Source organism: Pedobacter suwonensis, assembly GCF_900111825.1.
Classification (GTDB): domain Bacteria; phylum Bacteroidota; class Bacteroidia; order Sphingobacteriales; family Sphingobacteriaceae; genus Pedobacter; species Pedobacter suwonensis.
The window spans coordinates 133,083-154,851 of sequence record NZ_FOJM01000011.1 but is presented as its reverse complement, the minus strand read 5'-3'; the positions used below and the strand labels follow the sequence as shown (position 1 = coordinate 154,851).

Here is a 21,769-nt window from a genome sequence, read left to right as displayed (position 1 = left end):
TTTTAATGATTTTGATAATATTGTGCCTGTGACTCCTGATATTTAAAACCGTATTTGCCATAATCATAAACCTCTATTCCAAAGGCGGAATTGATTACCTGTTCGTAAATACCCCTTCCCTGGAAAATAGCCCAGCCTTGTTTTAGGTATTGCGAAAAATGTACCAATTCATGCCTGTAAGCCGTCAAGTCTGTATAATCGTTAGTAACAATATTATTTCCCCAAGTTACGTCCCTCTCGGGAACTATCTGTTGGTAAAGTCCTCCTTGTCTGAACACAACGCCATCCGGTATTTTTAAGCCTTCAACTTTAGGTTTATAGGTTGGCCCAAAAACACCAATCATAGCCACAGACTGAGCCGCGCCTCCCAATGCTCCATTCCGTAATCCCAATAATGCACCATCCTTGATGTTTTTACCGTCAATAGCTGCAGATATGGCTCCTGAAACAAAACCAGATGCGGCACCTCTTGATGTATTCACAGCCAATTCTCCGGCAGCGTTTCCAAGCCAGTTTCCGTTTACACCTTTCCAACCAGGCAGTCTAGCACTTAAAAGGCCACCGGCAGCAGCGCCTGCAACTCCACCCCAAGTTATCTTGTTTCCAAAAATTACGTCGGTTGCAAACTGCGAGGTAGAATTTCTTAACAATCCCCATGTAGATGTCTGCCAGAAAGAATTGGCGTTTCCGGCTGCTGAGGAAAGTCCGCCAATGCCACTCAGTCCACCAGATATTGCGCCTGAAACAGCTCCGATAAGTGCTGATTTACCTAATCCACCCCAAGAAAAATTGCCTGTTGCCAGGCCAACTATCGTATAGGTTGTAGCACCGACTGCAGCTCCGATGATTGCTCCACCAATAATGGCCGCGGCAAGCTTGCCAACTATGGGAATCAAAAATGCAAACAGAAATTCACCATTTGGATCTGTATAGATCAATGGATTATTCATGCCATAGCCATAACGGTTGTAATTTTGGGTATTATAAAGATCTTGTACAAAATTATCCGGCGAGAGAAAGCGGTGCAGCTTTGGATCATATAGTCGGCCATTCATGTGGATTAGGCCAACACCGAGTAGATGTTCATGGCCTGTAAAACCGCGATCAGTCACCACAAAAGCAGTTAGGTCATTTCCAAAACCATCCTGTAGTTTTACAATATTGCCCCATGCATCGAATTGGCGTTTCTCGACTACTCCACCCTGATCGTCGGTGATCATGACGATGCTACCTATATGGTCGCGATGCAGGTAGTACAGATTGCCCGCCTGGATACTGCCGCCGGAATATTGCTCTTTCCAAATTGCATGAGCACCATAGGCATCTCCTCCCAAGTAAAAAACAAAACTGGTTTTACCCGTTTGCAGGTCATTAGTGATTTCCATACCGCCATCTTCGCTGTAATGTCTTCTGAAGCGGCGCAGCATCTTATCAGCCTGTTCATCTCCATAATACATATGTGCTCTACTTAGAGAGGCGTTATATTGAAAACTAATACGTTCTTTACCTTGCTCTGTAATCTCGACAGGACTTTTAAAGGCGTTGTAGCTGACCTGCTGTAGAGAATGATCATTCTGGTAGTAGGGGTTTGCACCTGCATTGAGCGCTAGTTCGCTTTGGCGATAAGTGTTGCCATCGTACGCGTAAGTACCCAACTGACTGTTGTCGGTGATGCGGCCACGATTATCATAGGCTTGGCTGTTATTGCCGGCGTTGTCATTAAAGCCCGTTAATCTGTTCTGACTGTCATAACTAAAACTTTCGCTCCAGTTAAACGCACTGTTGCTCCTGCTGCTAAGCAATCCCCGTTGCGCATCAAAGCTATATCCAAGATTCATCAGTGTAACTGGCGTGGCGGATATATTTTGCAATAAACGCTGTTGTGGCAGGCCATAACTATCATATTGCAAAGTGTTTTTTAAGGCGGTTCCCTGCATGGCCTGTGTTAAATTTCCACGGCTATCAAGTAAGTCAACCTTCCACAAGACCTGCCCGGTACCTTGTAAAATAGTCTGCAAAAGCTCCCCATTCTGGTATTGTAACTCTATCGTTTTGGAGGCTGTCGTGTTATTAGCTTTGTTTTTAGCCTCATAAAGCTCCGTGCTGATCCGGCCAAAACTATCGTAAGTATAACCTTTCACAAACCTGGCATGAAGGTTATCTTCAATGGTACTACTTATTCGCTTATTTGCATCGTAGTTGTACGTATAGGTCGCATTATTTCCATCGGCATTGGTGAGCGTCATGCCGGTCAGCAGCTTCGTAGTACTATCATAGTTATAGTCCTGTTGCATATTGGTATCATCTCCAGTAAGTTTCTTACGCGTTACTTTCCCTGCACCATCATAGGTCGTTTCCGTGATGCCCTTAGGAGTTATTTCCTTGGTCAGCTGTCCCCAGCCATCGTATTGGTACTCATATATACCCGCTGAAGGGTCGGTTAGTTTGGTCTTGCGGCCCCAACCGTCCTGCTCTACCGTTTGTATGATGCCTCCATAATCTGCAGTCCTGAGATTACCATTAGCAAAGTAGCTGTAATTAATCGTACCGCCCGGATCCTGTAGACTGACCACGTCACCAATCGCATTTTTATTGGTTGTTACACTCTTTGTTCCGTCATTTACCGTGGTACTCAAACCACTATAAGTAATATTGGTTACCTTTCCAGTGAAACTGGTCGTTTGTTTTACCCTGCCGTACTCATCATAAACTGTTTCATTCCACTGACTGGCAGAACCCGCCACTGCAGGTTCGCTCTGGCGTGAGACGCGCCCGTAAATGTCATATTCGGTCTCAGTGGACAGGTTGGATCCCAATATTGTTTTGACGTATCCCCCTATTTTCTGTCCAAAGGCGTTGAAATTGGTTACAATCGATTTTCCCTCGTCATTACTGTCCGTTATGCTTACTCCTCCCGAAGAAGCAGGTTGGTATGATCTGGCACTGGATTTTCCAAGGTAATCGGTAGTTAGTATTAATCTTCCCCAAGTATCGTAACTATTAGTTGTTGTCTGACCATAGCTATTCGTTTTGGTAAGTACATTCCCTGTGCCGGCATCGTAAGTGCTCGTTACAGTCATCGCATCAACATCAGTAATACCAAGCATAAACCTTCCTGATGCATCATATGTCATAGAGATAGACCGTTGCGCACCATTGGGTTCAGTCACGGTCTTACCGGTTATATTTCCGAAGGTATCATAATTTATATTTTCAATTGTCCATCCCGTATTGTTTCCCTTCTTCTTTATCTGTGTTGGCAGAAATCCGCTGTAGGCATATTCCTCTTCGGTGCTGTAACTATCTGACCCGTTACTCAAGGTTGTTTTACTGGTAAGTGGCCTCCCGATATAGTACCCTGTAGTATTATTATCATAGGTGATATCGATTGTTTTTGAGGCCGTCCCGTTGAAATTGCTTGCATTTTGAGTAGCATTGTAATAACCATCATATGCAATTGCCTCCGTAGTAAAAGTGCCGCTAAGCATATCTTTGGTTACTGTGGCGTTTGGAACGTTCACAAACACCTTATTGGATAGCAATTGTGTATTGTAGGCCTGATCTGTCCGGCTGATATAATCATTCAATGATGCTCCATCCGAAGTAGCAGCTGGTGTCAGGGCCAAGTCCTTTACAGCCGGGTTGATATAGGTAGATTTAGTATTGAAATTTCTAACGATAGCCCCCCTGAGCTGTGGATCGGAGATAGTGATGTTAAATATGCGGTTATTGTCACTACCGCCGGTATGCCAGGTACTGCGGATGAATTCTCCAAAGCCTTGAAATCCCAGGCCACCCAAATGACTGACTGCTTTTCCGTATCCGAATATTTGGCTAACCACTTGTCCATTGTAGCTTCTGGACAGTTTGCTGACCACGGACAGCCCAGGAATATCCTGGAGATCGACATATGGATAGCTTTGCTGGTAACCACTTTGGTAAAAGGTAATATCGTTTTGATAATTATTATTGCGGAGCGTTTTGTATTCGATGGTATGGTAGATTCCATCCTGATATACGCTGGCCAGCTGTGCTTCTTTGCGCTGATCTTTGCTGAAGTTGAACAGTGAAATGCTGTTATTACTCATAAAACCAAATTCCAGGTTCAGGTTTGGCATTGTTGGATTGAGAAAGATTGGCAAAGGATTATGACGTAGATTGGTGTACCTGCTACTAGGCGTGCCGCTGCTGAACATTGGACCTGAATAGCCAGACATCCCACTGCTATGATGCAGCGTGACATCAATGGTACCATAGGAGCTACCATTGGTAGTAGTGGTCTGGGCGGAAATAATATCAGCTTTTCCATCGCCGTTTATATCATTGGCGATAAGGTAATGTTGTTGCAGCCTTTCTACGCCTGGCCTGCCGTCCCAAGTATCCTGCACATAGGAAAAGGGCTGGTACTGCTCAAATTTAGTATAGGATTTACCTGTCGAAAGGAAGGTAGCAAAATATGAATTGAATCCTGTGGCAAACATAATATCCATTTTCCCATCACCGTTAAAATCTCCCTGTAGTATCGGTTTATCCAGAACGATCCGGGTATCAGGGGTTTGCCATAGCAATTCCAGCGTGTTGGAGCTGTTCATCGTGTAGACTAGCATACGACCGTAAGTCACCTGTATGATGTCCGTTCTGCCATCACCGTTCACGTCGGCTGTAAATAACTTGTGGGTGTATGAATAGGACTGAGATAATGCACCCAGATCGGTAACGAAATCCGAGGTGATACGCCGGTCAAGGTTGATCAAATAGGCTCTGGATCCGATATCGCTATAGCCGTAATCACAATTGCCAGGATTATACATGGGATCATCAGAAGCCTGCGGGTTCTCTGAGGTCAACGCGGAACAGTCATTAATTGCGATTACATCGGTTAATCCATCTCCGTTGAAATCGCCCGACACGAAGCTCCATGAAAGGGGGCTTGAATGATCCTGATAGTCACACTGGGAATAATAAGTGGGCCCCATGGGTACTGTATTCCAGATGCGATCATATTGGGCATAAACCGGAGAAACCGTTCCAGAGGACATCACATCGAACTTGAACTGGTTGTAGGAGTGATCTTTTACCATGATCATCCCTTGTCCTGATAGGATCTTGTTATTCCAGGTGAGCCAGGTGGCCGGGAACAGCTCTCTGAACTGGCCTGTATTGACTTCATACCCCATCTGGTAGTAAGGAGATCCAGGCTCCATATCGTAAAAGGCCCAGAATTTTGTTTTATTATACTTGGGGTAAAGCAAAAAATCCATTGAGCCGTTGCCCGTAAAATCTGCGGTCACCATTTCCGAATTATTACTGGCAATGCCGGATAGGCTCAAATTGGATATTGTCGAATGGGTGATGATATCTCCCGTTGAACCATAGCTGAAATAAATAGGCTGAAAAGACTTTGAACCGCTGCCATCAGATTCCTTGAAGGAGCTGATCTGTTGATAGTTCAAAGGAGTAATGGAAGTATGCGTGAGAGTATAGTTACGGAAATTGCTGCCGTTGGCGGTAATATTTATGCTGCTGAGTATTCTGTCACGAATAGAGGCTTGGCCACCTATATAACTATGTTCGCTCCTTGCGGCATAAGTATACTGAAAATTGATAGCATTGATAGCACTAGCGGTGCCCATTGCTCCATAAAGTACCTGGGATAAGTAAATGGTATTGTCCGATTGAAAGTAGCTGTAAGATATCCGTGCGCCAATCGGGCTTTCGCTGTAGCTGATCGCATATTCCATCGGCGTACGGGAATTATAATCGACCCCATAATAGGCTTTTGAACCATTCGGGTTCCATACCTCGAAATACTGCGGACCAAAGCTGCTGGTGCCCCTTGAAAAAATTCGGATATTGGAATAGTGTTCAGTCTGGTATTCTGCACCGTCACCACCATAAACGCCTGATTTTAATAGCAGCCTTTGTCCATCGAGTGCAAAACGATCATTGGCATTCAGGTTTACCCCGTCTATCCTGTTATCGTGAAAAGCAGTTGTCGAAAGGCGTGTGATTGAAGACATGCCAGTGATATTCCAGCCGTAACCCGCAATTCCATTTCCAGATTGAGCGTTATAGGAAAGTCCGACCCCTGGTATATTTTTTCCTATTCCGGGCGGTAGGGAAAAGGGGATATTAAATAGCGATGAGCCGCCTGCAGAGACATCGATACTAGAAGGTGTGCGTCCCGCTTCCGGTGATCCGGATGGGCCGGGATCAACGGGGTCGACTGGATCTACCGGAGGATCTCCCGGGTCTACTGGCGGATATCCTGGATCAGTGGGATCCACAGGCGGGTAGGCTACCTTATTCTGTGAAGCGCCCGATCTTACATTATCTTTCGAGAACTGCGGTACCGCACCTTTCACTATTTTAATTTCTTCAGAAATAATGGGTGCTATGGTACCGATAGCTTTCCGGGTGATATCTGTTGATTTACCGGTACTGTCTTTTTTAATACTGCTTTTTTTTACCTGGGCAGAAGTAGCCTGAATGCCAAAGAGCACTATGGCAAGGGCAAGGGTGCGAAAAGGATTCATAGAGCGAGGCAAGAATGTGAGGGGTTAATTTTTGATCAGCTTAATGGTTTCTGTTTTAGCATCTGAGTATTGACCTACCAGCAGGTAAGTACCTGGTGGCAACTGCTGAAAGGTGATAGTAGTTTGCCGTTCTTCGGTATTGTAATTCCGTTTGAAAACGGAATTGCCACCAACACTGTAAACCTGGATGCTTTTAAGGTAAATTTTATCAGGAGCGCCCCAGGATACGTTGAGCGTTTCCTTCAGCGGATTCGGATAAGCTTTGATGCCCCGTTCGGTAACAAGTCCTTCACCCAGCTCACCGGGTGGCAGGTTGTTTGTTTTTTTATCCATTGCCATCTGCCTGGCAGAAGGACAATTAATGCATACCCAGCGACGCTCGGTCTGGTTTCCTGCTGCATCGTAACTGAAAGCCAGTTTTTGTGCAACGGAAGTTTTAAAGAAAAAGAGCAGGCATGAAGTGATGATAAGAGCGCATCTTTTCATAAGAGATAGATAGTTTGATTCCGTTAATTCTGATATTCGATGTTACCCAATGCATTACTTAATTGGAATTTTTTTACATCAACCCCCTGTTTTTCAGGATGTAGACCAATCAAAATTTTACACCAATCTGTTATGATAGGGCATATATAGTTACATCGAAAGGGTAAAGGGATCTAATTTTTTTTATCATCTCATACTGCCTGCATTGGTAGAGGCTTGCGTCGTGTTTGATCGATTAAACTGAGGTATTTTAATCAAGCTAGAGATGTGCTTCCTAATTTATTATTGGTCTATAAGATATAGTACAATTCAAAAATACGATGCCAGAATGAAAAGATAGGTTTGGAAAGGCAATCAATGGATTACCATCCTGGACCTGAGGATGGTGCAGCAGGATACCAAACCACTGTGAAAGCTCAACTACTCTATTGTCCAAATGTGTTGATTTTTAAGGTTAATTATTTTACTCTGATATCTGATTTTAAAAGTTTTGTTCCACTTGCCCCGCAATAGATGGGCTACTATTGCTAAACTACAATAGCCAATCTTCGGACATAATTAAGTTTAAATGCAATTTGACTGTTTCTTTTTTAGGAGCGATTCAAGACCTTTTAAATTGTTAGGTGAAGGAATTGATTCCCCTTTCTCCCAGCTTCCCACCGTACTGGCATCTACCCCTAACATTTCTCCAAGCCGTTTATAGCTCAATCCATTCTGCCACCTATACGCCTTTAATCTTCACTCAAATTTGTCTTCATTAAACTTGACAAGACTATAACCTAAAAAAAGGTGGATTGCGGGAAAAATGTTTTATTTAAGGCTTGCTTCTATTGTTTTCCCAATACGTTATAGAGTCTGAACTAACACCCAAAATTTTAGCTAAATCACTCTGTAAAAGCTTCAATTCGACTCGTTTCTTCATCAATTGTTCTCCAACAGTCCTCGGTTTTTTCGGGTAAAAAATTGGCATTGGTTTGTCTATTACTCGCTTAAAAGGAACTGTTATCAACGCATGAATGCCGTTTTGTGACTTTATGTTATCCTGAAAAAGAATGTTTAGTAACCTGATTTCGATTTATAATTTTTATAAAAAATTAGTCAATCAAAGTAATTATGATTATATTTAAGTGCATGACATTCAAGTATTTAAACATAAAAACAGATGATTGACTACGCTAAAATTAGCGGTATTTTTTGTCTTGTAGATGAGTTCTGCAAAGATTTTGATCAAACCACAAGTCCTTTTCTTTTGGGCAAGCCCTCCAAGCGTCCTGCGACCATGTCTAAAGTGAAGTAATCTCTATCTGTCTGTTCTTCCTCCTGGACGGGTTCAGGTGCTTTAAACACTTCTATCTTTTTTATCTCCAAAAACATATTCAAAGCGAATTCCCAAATACTGTGTCCTATAACCGCTTTGTTGAACTCAGCCAAAGCATACTCATGCCAATGACGATCTTCCTCAAAACCTGCTGTCTAGGCCGCTGTACGGGTATTTCATTTGTGGATTCCACGCCCATTCGGGTCTGCAACAACAAGCGTATAAAAAGGAACAAGGTATTTAAGGAGATAGCGGAGGTCGGAAAATCCACAATGGGCTGGTTCTATGGATTTAAACTGCACATCATAATTAATGACAAGGGATAAATATTAAATTTTGCCATCACCCAGGCCAATGTGGATGATAGGGAGCCACTGAAGAACGAGCGCTTTTTAAAAGCGGTGTTCGGAAAGCTTTTCGCCGACAAAGGGTATATATCCGACAGTTAGTCAAAATACTGTTCGTCAGCAATATACATCTGGTTGCCAATATCAGGAACAATATGAAAAATAGCCTGATGACCATGACCGACAAAATTATGCTCCGTAAAAGGTCTGTGATAGAAACCGTTAATGGTGAGCTTAAAAACATATGCCAGATAGAACATTCAAGACATAGGTCATTCGCTAATTTTATCTCAAATATTATAGCAGGCCTAATCGCATACTCATTCTTTCCTAAAAAGCCCGCTATTAATTATCAAACTAAACAGTCATCTCAGATTTTTGCATTTTGATTAATCGAACTCAGGTTAATAACAAAACTAGCTAAAGATGGATGGTGCAGTAATTATCAACATTCTCGTTTTGAAGACACTGACCAATATCTTTGAAGATATTTTTTGATATTTTAGACCCTACATTTTTTAATACAAGACTAACATGCTTCCAGATTTTTCAAGGGCTAAGACAGAGATTCGAAAAAAATTCAATGAATTTTTAAAGCAAAAAATTGCCTTTCACGGTCCCGAATTTGCTGAGGTTCAGGAACGAATTATCCACGAGGGGACAGGAACAACAGTTGATAATCAGGACAGTGATTTCGAGCATGGGATGGATCTTGAAAAAATTGAAGTGGGAGAAAGTATTAACATAGACACCCTTATTGCCAATCCCTTGCTCGCTTTTGATCTTCTGGACAAGATGGCACAGCAAGTTGCATTGGACAAAGGGATGATCATGCTTGAGGCAGTTTCAAAGGTCACAGAAAAAACAGGTAATAAGTCTTTAAGGCCGGGCAAGATTACCCCAGAAACCCTGCTGGAAATGTTTGAAAAAATAGCCATTTCATTCAATGAAGACGGAACATTGCAAATGCCTAAGATTTATCTCGGTCCACACTTGGTGCCAGAGGCTGAGCATGCACTTCAGCAATTCGAAGAAAATCCTGTATACAAGAAAAAATATGAGGACTTAATTAACAGAAAAAAAACTGAATGGAATGATAGAGAGAATAATAGAAAACTGGGTGGATAAAGCATCTGAAAAGGCTTTTCAAGTTCCTTTCTGTTATATATTGATCGAGCAGGGACATACCATTATCCATATGACCCGTCACTGTGGGATGGAGCACGGGAAGGATATCATTAGTTATGACCGGGAGGGGAACCTGTGTGCCTTTCAGCTTAAAGGGGCTGCGGGTGCAAAGATCAAATTGCGGGATTGGAAACAAGAAATCCATGGGCAAGTGCTTCAGCTCATCTTTACCCCGATTTCCCATCCTTCAGTGGTTGATAATCGATATCATCGGTCCTATTTTGTAACCAATGGGGAAATAGAAGAAGAGGTATCACATGCCATAGTGGCTTTTAATCAGCAACATAAAGATCGAAATCAACCCTATAATCAACTTCATACCATTGTGGGCGGCCAAATGAAAAATATGGCTCACCGGCTTGGTAACTCTTTTATGAAGGCTGGTACATATATGATTTTAAGGTTCTGCTAGAGTTTCTTTTGGAAGATGGAAAGGGAATGTTGAACAAAGAAAAACTAGCCGGCCTTTTGGAACTGGCCCTGAAAGACGAAGAACTCAGCCAGAACAAATACAAGGAAAAAATAAACAATGCAGCTTTACTGGTTTCGGTTATTTCCTCAAACTTTACGGCACAACAGAATCATTTTGGAATCTTTGAAGCATGGACGATGTACCTTTCCTATCTAATGCGCTTTGCAGAAAGGAACCAATTGGCTGTAACATTGTACCATTCCGAATATCAGCTTGCAAAGCAAATGACTATTGATTCGCTGGAGGAATTGTGGACTGAGATCCAGGAACGAAAAGATTTTTTAACTGGAAACTATTTAGAAGACTCTTTTTTTCATGGGTATAAAAAAATGATGTTATTGGGAGCAATGAGTCTTCTGGGCCTGCATCACCTGTTTGCGGGAACTAAATTTGATCATCATAAATTGGCCCATTTCATCGAACAGCACTTTTATGAAACCAAGATTTGGGGTGAATCTGCCCACGCGTATACGCTTTGTACCTATTGGTATTTTAAGAAAGTTGATGCGAGAGATAAAAGTGCAGAATTTTTAAAGGCGTTGATTAATGGCATAATCGAAGTAAATAAAGTAGATGGGCTTGCAAATCCCTATTATGGTGTTGAAGATTGTGCACTGCATAATTTCCTCAATCAGGATACCGTTGAAATTGATAAAAAGCATTCTTACTATCTCGAAGGTTTCATTAACCTTCTTGTTTTGCAGAATTACAAGAATGAAATTAGGTTTTTATGGCGCGATATAAGTTATTTCGTTTTCAAAGATTTCCGGTTAAATGAAACAAGTGATTTTTATTGTTGGCGTAACAAGCTTGGAAAGGAGCATTCTGTTTTGCCCAAGTTAAAGCAAGAATGGTAGGAATTGATTGATCAGTCGAAGGAAAGCGAGGGCAAAGATCTTCCGCTTTCACTCAAGAATGATCCGGTACTCTATCCTCAGCTCTTGCTCATCATGCCTCATCGATCGAGCGTAGCTGGTATCAGATGGTTTAATAGTAAGTTAAATAATGTTGGCTAGGCAAAGCCCTACTCAATACAATAATTATTCATAATACTATGACGTTTAATGAATATTGGTTTATGTTGATTTATAAGATTATAGCTATTTGAGATATACCCAATAGTAAGTATTGCATTTCATTTTTTCGTCGATTATTTTTATTCATCAAACAAATTGCTGCTTATCAGTATTCACCACGTTAGCTCCGGTGATGTCCTGTTGTTAAGAACCGGTTAGCGGATCTGTTTTGATAGATGTTCTCTAAGACTATTAAAGGTTGCTATTAACGTAGGCTTATCAGTTTTTCTATACAAATCTAAATTTAATACACTCATGAAATACATTTACATTTTAGTTTTGATGATTCTGACTGGAGTGGTCAATGCACAGACAGTGGCTACATTCTCAAAAAGGACCGATAAAGTCAATTCGGGCCCAAACAAAGAGTTAGAATATAAAGTGATAGTTACAATTCCCTCGGCGGCTAATTACAAGGGATATAAAATTAATGTTGAGCTTGATCGCTCCAAAACTAGCCTTCCCCTGGATAGTATTATGATGCCTGTAAATACTGTCATTATGATAGACAAGCAAACAGAGGATAATATCAAGATCAGGGTAAAGCGGGATTTTACGGACGACAAGAATATCGGCTTTAAGCTCACTGTTACAGATGTCGCAGGAGCAGACAAAAATGCACTTTTGGGCAATGGTGAACTGTTGGTATTGATTAAGCCACTTAATTCAGAGGGCTTAAACAAGTCTGACAATATTCTTTTTTACACTGGTACAAATATAGACTTCATTGATGGCATAAAGCCAAAGGAACTTTATTTTAGAAGTTCTTTTTTGCTTAACATGAAAAATAATGACAAGGCAACCAAACATTGGCTCTATATCAACGCAGGTAAAGAACGGTATGCAAGTGGGGCGGATTCGCTCGCAAGAGTTTCCTATTCAGACCTAAATACAAATAAATTCCATAAAGACAGTACTTACCTAAAAAGTGGGTTTTACAAAACAAGCTTCGAAGAGGTGACGGATAACCTGTTTACCAGTGTAGCTTACTTGTATGAGCTAAATAATTCGACCAATGATAAATTATTTGGAATCGGCGAATTCTATGTCGGTTACCAGACCATTAGGACAAAATATAAAAATACCGTGTTGACCACACAGCTAACAGCAATACCAAGGGGTAACCCCGGCGAAATCCTTAGGCTTAACCCTCTTGCTTCGGATTATACTCGACATCAGCTAAATTACAATATTGGGGTGGGGTTTATGTATAAGCAGACCAATGACACTTTTGATGTGCGGTTCAGTGCCATCGGCGGATTCAATAATGGATTTTATCCAACATCTCTGAGAAAGAGCATAGACGGTAGCCAGGAAATCCTTTCGTCAACGCGTAGTGCGTCCCTTAGACTTAGGGCTGAAGGAACACTTTTAAGTCCATTAGGGCTTAGTCTCGGCTTTGAAACGTTTTTGCGTACAAAACAGGTTCCACTTTTTAATGTGTCACTGACGAAAGTTCTGTCCATCAAACAATTGGGTTCTCTATTTGGAAGTTCTGCAAAATAGCACGATAGTTCCGCATTATCCCCCATGAGGTGGTAGCGAAGTACTTATAAATGTAGGTGATCAGTAAAATCTCACAAAACTTAGTTTGTGCCCAATTTTGGACGTTTTTGAAAAAATCGCATACTGAATTGTAGAATGGTTCAAAAACATATTTTATTGTTGTTTAAATGGGGTTCAATTCTGATCCCAAAAATGCATTTTTTCGCTTTTTTTGGACGTTTTTTAGGTGTTTATTTGGTGTTTATTTGGTCTAAAATATAACATTGCAATTTTTTAGGTTCAAAGGAAAAAAATTAGAAACAGCCTTCTCACTACCGCAAATAGGCTATTTTTGCCTACGTTCCACATTATCAACAGTGTTAGTAAAGGGATTATTTGTTCAAGTGGCGTCCCCAAGTGTGCACTGAAAAGGGAAGATTGAAAAATCTTCCCTTTTTTTATTGGTCACTAAGTTATATAAATAACCTGAGTTCGATTAATCAAAATGCGAAAATCTGAGATGATTTTTTAGTCTGATAATTAATAGCTGGCTTTTTAGGAAAGAATGAGTATGCGATTAGGCCTGCTATAATATTTGAGATAAAATTAGCGAATGACCTATGTCTTGAATGTTCTATCTGGCATATGTTTTTAAGCTCATCATTAACGGTTTCTATCACAGACCTTTTACGGAGCATAATTTTGTCGCTCATGGTCATCAGGCTATTTTTCATATTGTTCCTTATACTGTTAACCAGATGTATGTCGCTGACGAACAGTATTTTGACTAGCTGTTCGGATATATACCCTTTGTCGGCGAAAAGCTTTCCGAACACAGCTTTTAAAAAGCGCTCGTTCTTCAATGGTTCCCTATCTTCCACATTGGCCTGGGTGATGGCAAAATTTAATATCTCTCCCCTGTCATTGATTACGATGTGCAGCTTAAATCCATAGAACCAGTCCATTGTGGATTTTCCCACCTCCGCTATCCCCTTAAATACCTTGTTTCTTTTTATACGCTTGTTGTTGCAGACCCGAATGGGGGTGGAATCCACAAATGAAATACCCGTACAGCGACCTAGACAGCAGGTTTTCAGGAATATCGTCATTGGCATGAGCACGCTCTGGCTGAGTTCAATAAAGCGGTTATAGGACACAGTATTTGGGAATTCACTTTGCATATGCTTTTGGATATAAAACAGATAGAAGTGTTTAAAAAACCTGAACCCGCTCAGATGGAAGAACAGACAGATAGAGATTACTTCACTCTTAGACATGGTCGCAGGACGCTTGGAGGGCTTGCCCAAAAGAAAAGGACTTGTGGTTTGATCAAAATCTTTGCAGAACTCATCTACAAGACAAAAAATATCACTAATTTTAGCGTAGTCAATCATCTATTTTTATGTTTAAATATTTGAATGTCAGATACTTAAATATAAGCATAATTACTTTGATTGACTAATTTTTTCTAAAAATTATAAATCGAACTCAGGTGCATAATAAACTACCCATCCCTAGCCGATTCGTCATGCTGAACTTGTTTCAGCATCTTCTTAGGAGGAAAGACCCTGAAATGAATTCAGGGTGACGGCCTCTTAATCAAAAAGCCGATATAAGCTAACGAGAGGCAATATTAATAATCGAACTCAGGTAAATAGTAATTTGAGAGACTTGTGTCAGGTTAGTTCTCCTAACCGGCTGATCCTGTTGTTATTGCTTATCATATTGTACAAAAGGAGCAACCGCAGTCACATACTTTACATCTTTTCACTATCACCCTCTGCTTCCTCAACACGATTTTACAAAATGACCTCAATGTGCATTATAACGTAGCCAGTTCCATTTTCCTATTTCTATTTACCGCAAATAAGTCCTATTTTTACTCATCAATGGACCAGGACTATGCTACATATGGTGATGACAGATTACTTTCGCTATTAATAGCCCGGGATAACAAGGCTTTTTCAGAAATTTATAGCAGATACTGGCCATTACTGTACAGACATGCCTTTCGAATGCTTAAAGAAGAGAGTGAGAGTGAGGATGTGGTTCAGGAAGTATTTACCAGGTTATGGCAGAAAGCACCTCAACTACCCGTTGATACATCCATTGGTGCTTATCTTTATGTTTCTACTAGAAATGCGATTCTGAATTTTTTTAGTAAAAATCAGGTACACCATGCCTATCTGACAGACCTTGGTCAGTTTTTGGATCAGGCACAGGAGATTACCGATCATCTCATTAGAGAACGGATCCTGGCCAAGCTGATTGAAGAGGAAATTGAAAAACTTCCTCCCAGAATGCGCGAGGTTTTCGAACTAAAACGAAAACAAAATCTTTCCTACAAGGAGATTGCAGGTATTATGAATATCTCTGAACTCACCGTTAAAACACAGATGAATAAGGCTATTTCTACGCTGAGAAGCAAATTTGGTAATCATTTGCCTTCCTTTTTTATCGCGTTGTAGCGCTTTTTCCAATAAATTAATAAAAAAGTAACTTTTTTTTAATGTTGCATACAACATTGGTGTGAGCTGCCTGTCATTACTATTATACTACCTATAAAAAACATGAACAAACAAACTATAAGCAGATTTATCAGAGATTATCTGCATAATAAACTTAATGAAAAGCAAAAAGCCCAGCTTGAAACCTGGTATTTGTTAAAAGCTGAAGAAAATAAGTCGGTTGATTCGCCAATAGAATACGAGAAATTGGAAGCAAAAATCTGGAATAAAATTCTTTCTGATGTTTCGCAAACCGAAGCGGAATTGCCTAAAGTTCAGAAGCTGAATAGGCCTTACAAAAGAATAATTTCAATAGGAATTGCCGCAAGCATATTATTGATAGCTGGCATAGGTTATTTGACACTTAAAAATAACGATACCACTCCAGACCGGTTTGTTATCGCAAAAAAATATGACCTGCCTGCTGGTACTGATAAAGCCATATTGACTTTATCTGACGGTAAGGTAATCGATTTAAATAAGGATGCTGTCGGGAAAATTGCTACTGAAGCCGGTATTGAAATTACCAAAGCTGCTGATGGAACTTTGGTTTATAAAACTTTAAATACAGGCAAAAGTGATGGGTTTAATACCATTACCACGCCTATTGGCGGGCAATACGCAGTTATATTACCTGATGGATCAAAAGTTTGGCTAAATGCAGGGTCGTCTTTAAAATATCCAACAGCCTTTGCGGCAAGTGGAAGAAATGTAACCTTAACAGGGGAGGGATACTTTGAGGTGGCGCATATGGAAGGGACTAAAAGAAGAATGCCATTTACCGTAACCGTACTTAAAAACCAAACGCAATCAGAAAAAGTGGAGGTGTTAGGTACACATTTCAACATCAATGCTTATGCTGATGAACCTTTTATTAACACTACTTTATTAATGGGAAGTGTAAAGGTTGCTTTAAGCAATAACAAGACTACATTACTTAAACCCGGGCAGCTGGCCAGGTTAAGTAATGAAAACATACAGGTACAACAGGCAGATACGGAAATGGCGGTTGCCTGGAAAAACGGAGAATTTGTATTCAGGGAAGATTTAAGAAGTGCGATGAGAAAGGTAGCGCGATGGTATGATGTGGAAATCGTTTATGACGAGACTGCACCAGAAAATTTGATGCTTGGCGGTTGGATGTCGAGAGGTACTAATATTTCAGAAGTACTCAACCATATTCAGTTAACCGGAAAAGTTCACTTTAAACTTGAAGGAAGGAGGGTAATCGTTTCTAAATAAATTAAAAACGATTCCAAAAAAAACAGAGGTGCTTGGCGGCACCCCTGAATAATTGGCAGTCGACTATAAATAATCAACTAATCACGCATAAGGTCTTGATTTCGAAGCCCAGGCCAAATGCAATAAACCAAACAAACAAATGTATAAAAATTTTACTTCACTAGGGTTGCCCAACAGGCAGCTCCGCAAACTGCTACTCGTTATGCGACTGACGGCTGTGATTTTCTTGGCGGCTTTAATGCAATTAAGTGCATCAACCAAGGCACAAAAAGTTTCCATTGTCGAAAAAAATGCGCCGCTGGAACGCATATTAAAAGAAATTCGCCGACAAAGCGGATATAATATTATCTATGATCTTAACCTGATCCTCGATGCCAAGCCGGTATCTATACAGGTGAACCAGGTTAATGTTTTGGAAGCCGTTCAAAAGTCGTTAAATAACCAGCCGCTTACTTTTTCTGTTGATGGCAAAACCATTGTAATCAAGGAAAGAAGTATGGCAGATAAACTGGTAGATCTGGTAAAAGACATTGATGTTAAGGTAAGCATCAGAGATTCGTTAGGACGTCCGCTTCCCGGAGCTAATGTGTACAATAAAACCATTAACAAAATGTACGTTACGGATAAAGAAGGTGATATCCTGATTAAGGATGTGCCGGCTAATGGTTATGTATTACTGATCTCGTATATAGGATATAAAGGGGAGGAGATTTTTGTGGATAGAAAGACCGTTACCTATTACGTAAGATTAACGGCGGCTTCATCAGCGTTGGAAGAGGTTAGTGTAGTATCTAACGGTTATCAGAAAATTAGTAAAGAGCGGGCTGCCGGTGCCTATAGTACAATTTCTGGAAAGGAACTGGAAGGAACACCCGCGGTTAACCTTATGGAGCGTTTGGAAGGTAAAATACCAGGCGTAAAATTTGATGTTAAAAGTAATGTCGTGCAGATCCGTGGTGTAAATAATTATGCAGCCGGTTCAGGAACTCCACTGATTGTGGTGGATGGATTTCCGTTACTCGACCCAAGCGACAGGGCACAACTAACAAAAACCTATGGTGTTACTTATGGAAATTCAATTATAAGTAACATTAACATTGCGGATATTGAGCAGATTACATTTTTAAAAGATGCTTCTGCTACTTCCATCTGGGGTTCCCGGGCGGCCAATGGTGTAATTGTAATTGAAACGAAAAAAGGTCGCAATGGTACATCTCAGGTTAACCTCAGTTACGTTTTCGGAATCTCCAAAAATCCATCTATTGCCAGTCAGCGCTGGATGAATGCCGCACAATATATCGATCTGGAACAGGAAATGGTTGACAAAGGTTTTCTGGTAGATCCGGCTTCGGCAACACCAGGAAATGCCATTTATACACCAAACAATAGTGAAGCTACTGAATGGATGTTTCGCGTAAAACGTGGAACGGCAACCGTTGCCGAGCGCGATGCTGCTTTAGCACAAATTGCCATGCGTGATGGTGCAGGCCAGATCGAAAAAAACCTGTTGCAAAATGCAGTCAATCATCAATATAACCTTTCTTACTCAGGTGGTACTGAAAATAGTAACTTTTATATTTCTGGAAACTACACGAAAGATGTGCCCATCTATAAAAGTAATTTTGCTGAAAATGCCTTTATTAATGCCAATACCAGTACCGCATTATTTAATAAGAGAATTACATTACGGGCATTAATCAATTACCAATATAACAAATCGCAATCTAACAGTGCTGCAGTTGACGCCCTTTCGGTTAGTACAACAGCGCTCAGGCCATACGATTTATTATATGATGACAATGGCAATAGTATAGGCAGAACAGTTATCTTCCGCCAATCGCTGGCCAATACCATGATGGCACAAGGCTATCTGCCTTTCAGTTACAATGCAATTGATGAACTCAATTATTCCAACTCCATCGCCAAAAGTAATGTGATCAGACTGAATGGTGGAATTAACGGTAAAATTACGAAGTGGTTAAATGCGGATATTTCCATTTCAAATCAACGTCAATTTAGCTCAAACAATCTCCTGAATGAATTAAATAGTTATGTGGGAAGACTTTTGGTGAATACGGGTACGGTAATTACCAATGGTAAACCGGTTTACAATGTACCTTACGGCGGGCGCTATTACACCAGTAGCAATAATGCATCTGAAACAGCATTTAGAGGACAGCTGAATGCAGATGTAGCTTTTACTAAAGATCATCATTTCACTGCCATTGCCGGAACTGAATTGAGGGAAACCCAATCAGCCAGTAATTCGGAAGTCAGATATGGTTATAACGAAGATACCGGAGCTGTGGGCATTGCAAACCCTACTGTTTCTTACGTAACCATGTATGGTTATTCCCAAACCTTAGGCAATAACCTAAGTAGTTTGGGTGCATCCAGAAAGCGCTTTTTGTCTTATTACAGTAACGCCTCCTATAGTTACAGAGATAAGTATTTCCTTACCGGTAGTGCCCGATTTGATGATTACAGTATGATAGGGGTAGACCGCAGAAAAAGAGCAATTCCACTATGGTCTGTAGGTTTAAGGTGGAATGCCAATCAGGAAGAATTTATCAGGAAGCTAGATTGGATCAATCTGTTAAGTTTAAGGGCAACCCTTGGAACTGCCGGAGTGGTACCACAGGGAGGGTCAAATATTCCTATTCTTACAACAATAGGTAGCGATTCCCGTACAGGCCAGCCCATTGCCAATATTGACAACCCAGCTAATTCTGAATTAGGATGGGAAACAACTAAGCAAGGCAATCTTGGTTTAGATTTCGGTGTCTTAAAGGGCCGTTTAAATGCAAGTTTTGATGTTTATACCAAACACACCAAAGGTCTTTTGGCTAGTTTTAATTACAATGCTACTTATGGTTGGTCTAACCTATTGTTTAATAGTGGTACTTTAAAAGGGCACGGTTACGAGTTCAGCATAAATGGTGAGCCAGTAAGGGCAGGAAGATTCAGTTGGAAATCTTTGCTCAATTTCAGTTATACAACCAATACCGTAACAGAAGCCAGGTATGAAAATAATTCCAACAACCTGGCCGGGTCAGGATCAATAGTAAATGGTGCTACTTTAGGCACATTGTACGTATATAGATGGGCAGGTTTAGATAACAAGGGCCAATCACAGATTTACGACCGCAACAATAACATCATCAATAATACCACCAATTTAACCAGTGCCTTTACAAAAGAAGACCTAGTTAAAGCAGGTGTACTTTATGCACCCTATTCAACAGGCTTTTTTAACACCTTTAAATACGGCGAATTTGAAGCTGGAATCCAGATTACGGGTTATTTCGGGCATGTATTTATGAAAAATGCAATCACCAATTATCCAAACTTTCAGGGTGCCTACCCAGGTGTATTGGGCAGGCAGGAAGATTTGGCCAACCGTTGGAGAAATCCAGGTGATGAGGCGATCACCGATGTTCCCGGGCTATCTAACGTAAACTTTAACAGTATTAATCGTTACCGCTTTTCTGATGCATTGGTGAGAAAGGCAGATAACATCCGTTTACAGCAAATTTCCCTGGCTTATCAATTGCCAAAACGTTTTTTACCAAGAAATACTTTCAAATCGATTTCAATTTCTGCCAATGTCAGAAATCTGGGTATCATCTGGAGGGCGAATAAAGATGGTATCGATCCTGAATTTGTTAGCAATGGCAATTTTGGCACGGTAAGCCCTACACCTAGTTACATTTTTGGAATCAATGCAACGCTATAATCACATGAAGACAAAATATATCATCATCCTGTTTGCGTTGGCAGTTGCCTTCGCAGGCTGCAGAAAGTATGTAGAAATTGATCAACTTTCTGTACGTACCTTAAAATATACATCCGATTACCGGTATACCATGAACAATAACTCGGTTTTGGAAGGTAGTTTCTCTTATCCAATCTTATCTGGCGACGATACAGAAATTACGGATGCCACCCGTCAAAACAACCTGGGCGATATTCTGGGTAATGTGTACAGCTGGGCAGCACTTTATACAGCTGATACGCAAAGTGACGCGGATTGGGATAAACAATATAAAACCATTTATACCTGTAATGAGGTAATCAATGGTGTGTTAAATTCACAAAACGGAACGGAGCAAGAGAAGCAGAAAATTTATGCTGAAGCACTGGTACACCGTGCTTATACTTACCTGGTTCTGGTTAACACCTATGCCAGGCAATACAACAGCGCTACCGCCACCACAGATTTGGGCGTGCCCTTGCTTACCACACCAAATTTATATACTAAACTTAACCGTACACCGGTAGCAGAAGTATATAACCTCATAGTGAAAGACCTGAAGGCATCCATCAGTCGCCTGCCTGATCTTCCTGAGTTTAACGTAAGGCCGGCAAAGGTATCGGCTTATGCTTTATTGGCTAAAACATACCTTAATCTTCGTGATTTTAATAATGCCTCATTATATGCGGATAGTACGTTGCGTTTACAAAATACATTGATCGATCTGAAGAATTATGAAAATTCACCAGCTACCCTTCCTTTAAGGTTGAATAATCCGGAAATTATATTTTCTAAAATTGCGGCTGTAACCTATCAGGCCATTTCGTTAAGCAACGACCTGCTTTCTGCTATGGGAACAACAGATTTGCGTTATAAGTTATTTACCGATACCAGAAGCCGTTTCGGCGGGCAATTCAGCACCAGCTTTACAGGTCGTGCTTCCAGCAAGTATTTCTACAATGAATTTTCGATCAGTAACGGCCCATCGGTACCAGAAATCATGCTCATCAAAGCAGAATGCTTAGCGAGAGCAGGCCAAACTGCAGATGCCATGACGGTTGTAAATAACTTAAGGGTTAAGCGTTTTAATAATGCCAATTATGTGCCTTTAACAGCCTCATCTGCTGCTGATGCCTTTCGGATTGTAGTGGAAGAAAAAAGAAAGGAGCTGTTTGGTACAGGTTTACGCTGGTTTGATCAAAAAAGATTAACGCTTGATGATGCCTTTACCCAAACGAAAACCCGCAATTATAAAGGAATAGATTATACGCTCACACCAAATTCTAATCGCTATATCTATCCGATAGGTGATAAGTATATTTTATTAAACCCCGAATTGCAACAAAATCCGAGATAAT

Annotated in this window: 12 protein-coding genes and 2 pseudogenes; 9 read left to right on the top strand and 5 right to left on the bottom strand. The window is 40.8% G+C overall.

Annotation, left to right across the window (positions count from 1 at the left end):
• Positions 1-2: 2 nt before the first annotated feature.
• The 4 genes and pseudogenes from BM107_RS15395 to BM107_RS25120 all read right to left on the bottom strand — a co-directional run bounded on the left by BM107_RS15395 (position 3) and on the right by BM107_RS25120 (position 7,944).
• The gene (locus tag BM107_RS15395) at positions 3-6,536 is read right to left on the bottom strand and encodes an FG-GAP-like repeat-containing protein (RefSeq protein WP_090984878.1); all 6,534 of its coding nucleotides are present in this window, start codon (positions 6,534-6,536) and stop codon (positions 3-5) included.
• A 24-nt stretch (positions 6,537-6,560) separates the two neighbouring features.
• Positions 6,561-7,022, bottom strand: coding sequence for a T9SS type A sorting domain-containing protein (locus BM107_RS15390; protein ID WP_090984876.1), 462 nt, complete (start codon positions 7,020-7,022; stop codon positions 6,561-6,563).
• Positions 7,023-7,586: 564 nt separating this feature from the next.
• Positions 7,587-7,748, bottom strand: a pseudogene (locus tag BM107_RS25125) (helix-turn-helix domain-containing protein); the annotation flags it as partial.
• A gap of 88 nt (positions 7,749-7,836) precedes the next feature.
• Positions 7,837-7,944, bottom strand: a complete 108-nt coding sequence (locus tag BM107_RS25120; RefSeq protein WP_244278826.1) for a helix-turn-helix domain-containing protein — start codon at positions 7,942-7,944, stop codon at positions 7,837-7,839.
• A 240-nt stretch (positions 7,945-8,184) separates the two neighbouring features.
• Between BM107_RS25120 and BM107_RS25325 the strand changes: the two are divergent.
• The 5 genes and pseudogenes from BM107_RS25325 to BM107_RS15360 all read left to right on the top strand — a co-directional run bounded on the left by BM107_RS25325 (position 8,185) and on the right by BM107_RS15360 (position 12,929).
• Positions 8,185-9,076 (top strand): annotated as a pseudogene (locus BM107_RS25325) (IS982 family transposase).
• 145 nt (positions 9,077-9,221) lie between these two features.
• Positions 9,222-9,815 carry a hypothetical protein gene (locus tag BM107_RS15375; protein WP_090984873.1) on the top strand — a complete coding sequence of 198 codons (594 nt, stop codon included), beginning with the start codon at positions 9,222-9,224 and terminating at the stop codon, positions 9,813-9,815.
• Positions 9,781-10,287: a hypothetical protein gene (locus tag BM107_RS15370; RefSeq protein ID WP_090984871.1), complete on the top strand. Its 507-nt coding sequence runs from the start codon at positions 9,781-9,783 to the stop codon at positions 10,285-10,287. Before BM107_RS15375 ends, BM107_RS15370 begins: the two co-directional genes overlap by 35 nt.
• Before the next feature lie 26 nt (positions 10,288-10,313).
• A complete protein-coding gene (locus BM107_RS15365; protein ID WP_090984869.1) occupies positions 10,314-11,204 on the top strand; it encodes a hypothetical protein in 891 nt (296 codons plus the stop codon).
• A gap of 474 nt (positions 11,205-11,678) precedes the next feature.
• On the top strand, positions 11,679-12,929 hold the full coding sequence (locus BM107_RS15360) for a hypothetical protein (RefSeq protein ID WP_090984866.1): 1,251 nt from the start codon (positions 11,679-11,681) through the stop codon (positions 12,927-12,929).
• Between the two features lie 479 nt (positions 12,930-13,408).
• Here the strand turns inward: BM107_RS15360 and BM107_RS15355 are convergent, their stop codons facing one another.
• Entirely contained in the window at positions 13,409-14,302 is an 894-nt protein-coding gene (locus tag BM107_RS15355; protein WP_090984864.1) for an IS982 family transposase, read from the bottom strand.
• Positions 14,303-14,725: 423 nt separating this feature from the next.
• Between BM107_RS15355 and BM107_RS15350 the strand changes: the two genes are divergently transcribed.
• From BM107_RS15350 to BM107_RS15335, 4 genes are all read left to right on the top strand, one after another.
• On the top strand, positions 14,726-15,376 hold the full coding sequence (locus tag BM107_RS15350) for an RNA polymerase sigma factor (protein WP_244278824.1): 651 nt from the start codon (positions 14,726-14,728) through the stop codon (positions 15,374-15,376).
• A 102-nt stretch (positions 15,377-15,478) separates the two neighbouring features.
• The gene (locus tag BM107_RS15345; protein ID WP_090984861.1) at positions 15,479-16,657 is read left to right on the top strand and encodes a FecR family protein; all 1,179 of its coding nucleotides are present in this window, start codon (positions 15,479-15,481) and stop codon (positions 16,655-16,657) included.
• Positions 16,658-16,796: 139 nt separating this feature from the next.
• Positions 16,797-20,393 (top strand): SusC/RagA family TonB-linked outer membrane protein, encoded by a 3,597-nt coding sequence (locus BM107_RS15340; protein ID WP_090984858.1) that lies wholly within the window; start codon positions 16,797-16,799, stop codon positions 20,391-20,393.
• 4 nt (positions 20,394-20,397) lie between these two features.
• The gene (locus tag BM107_RS15335) at positions 20,398-21,768 is read left to right on the top strand and encodes a RagB/SusD family nutrient uptake outer membrane protein (RefSeq protein ID WP_090984856.1); all 1,371 of its coding nucleotides are present in this window, start codon (positions 20,398-20,400) and stop codon (positions 21,766-21,768) included.
• Position 21,769: the final 1 nt, after the last annotated feature.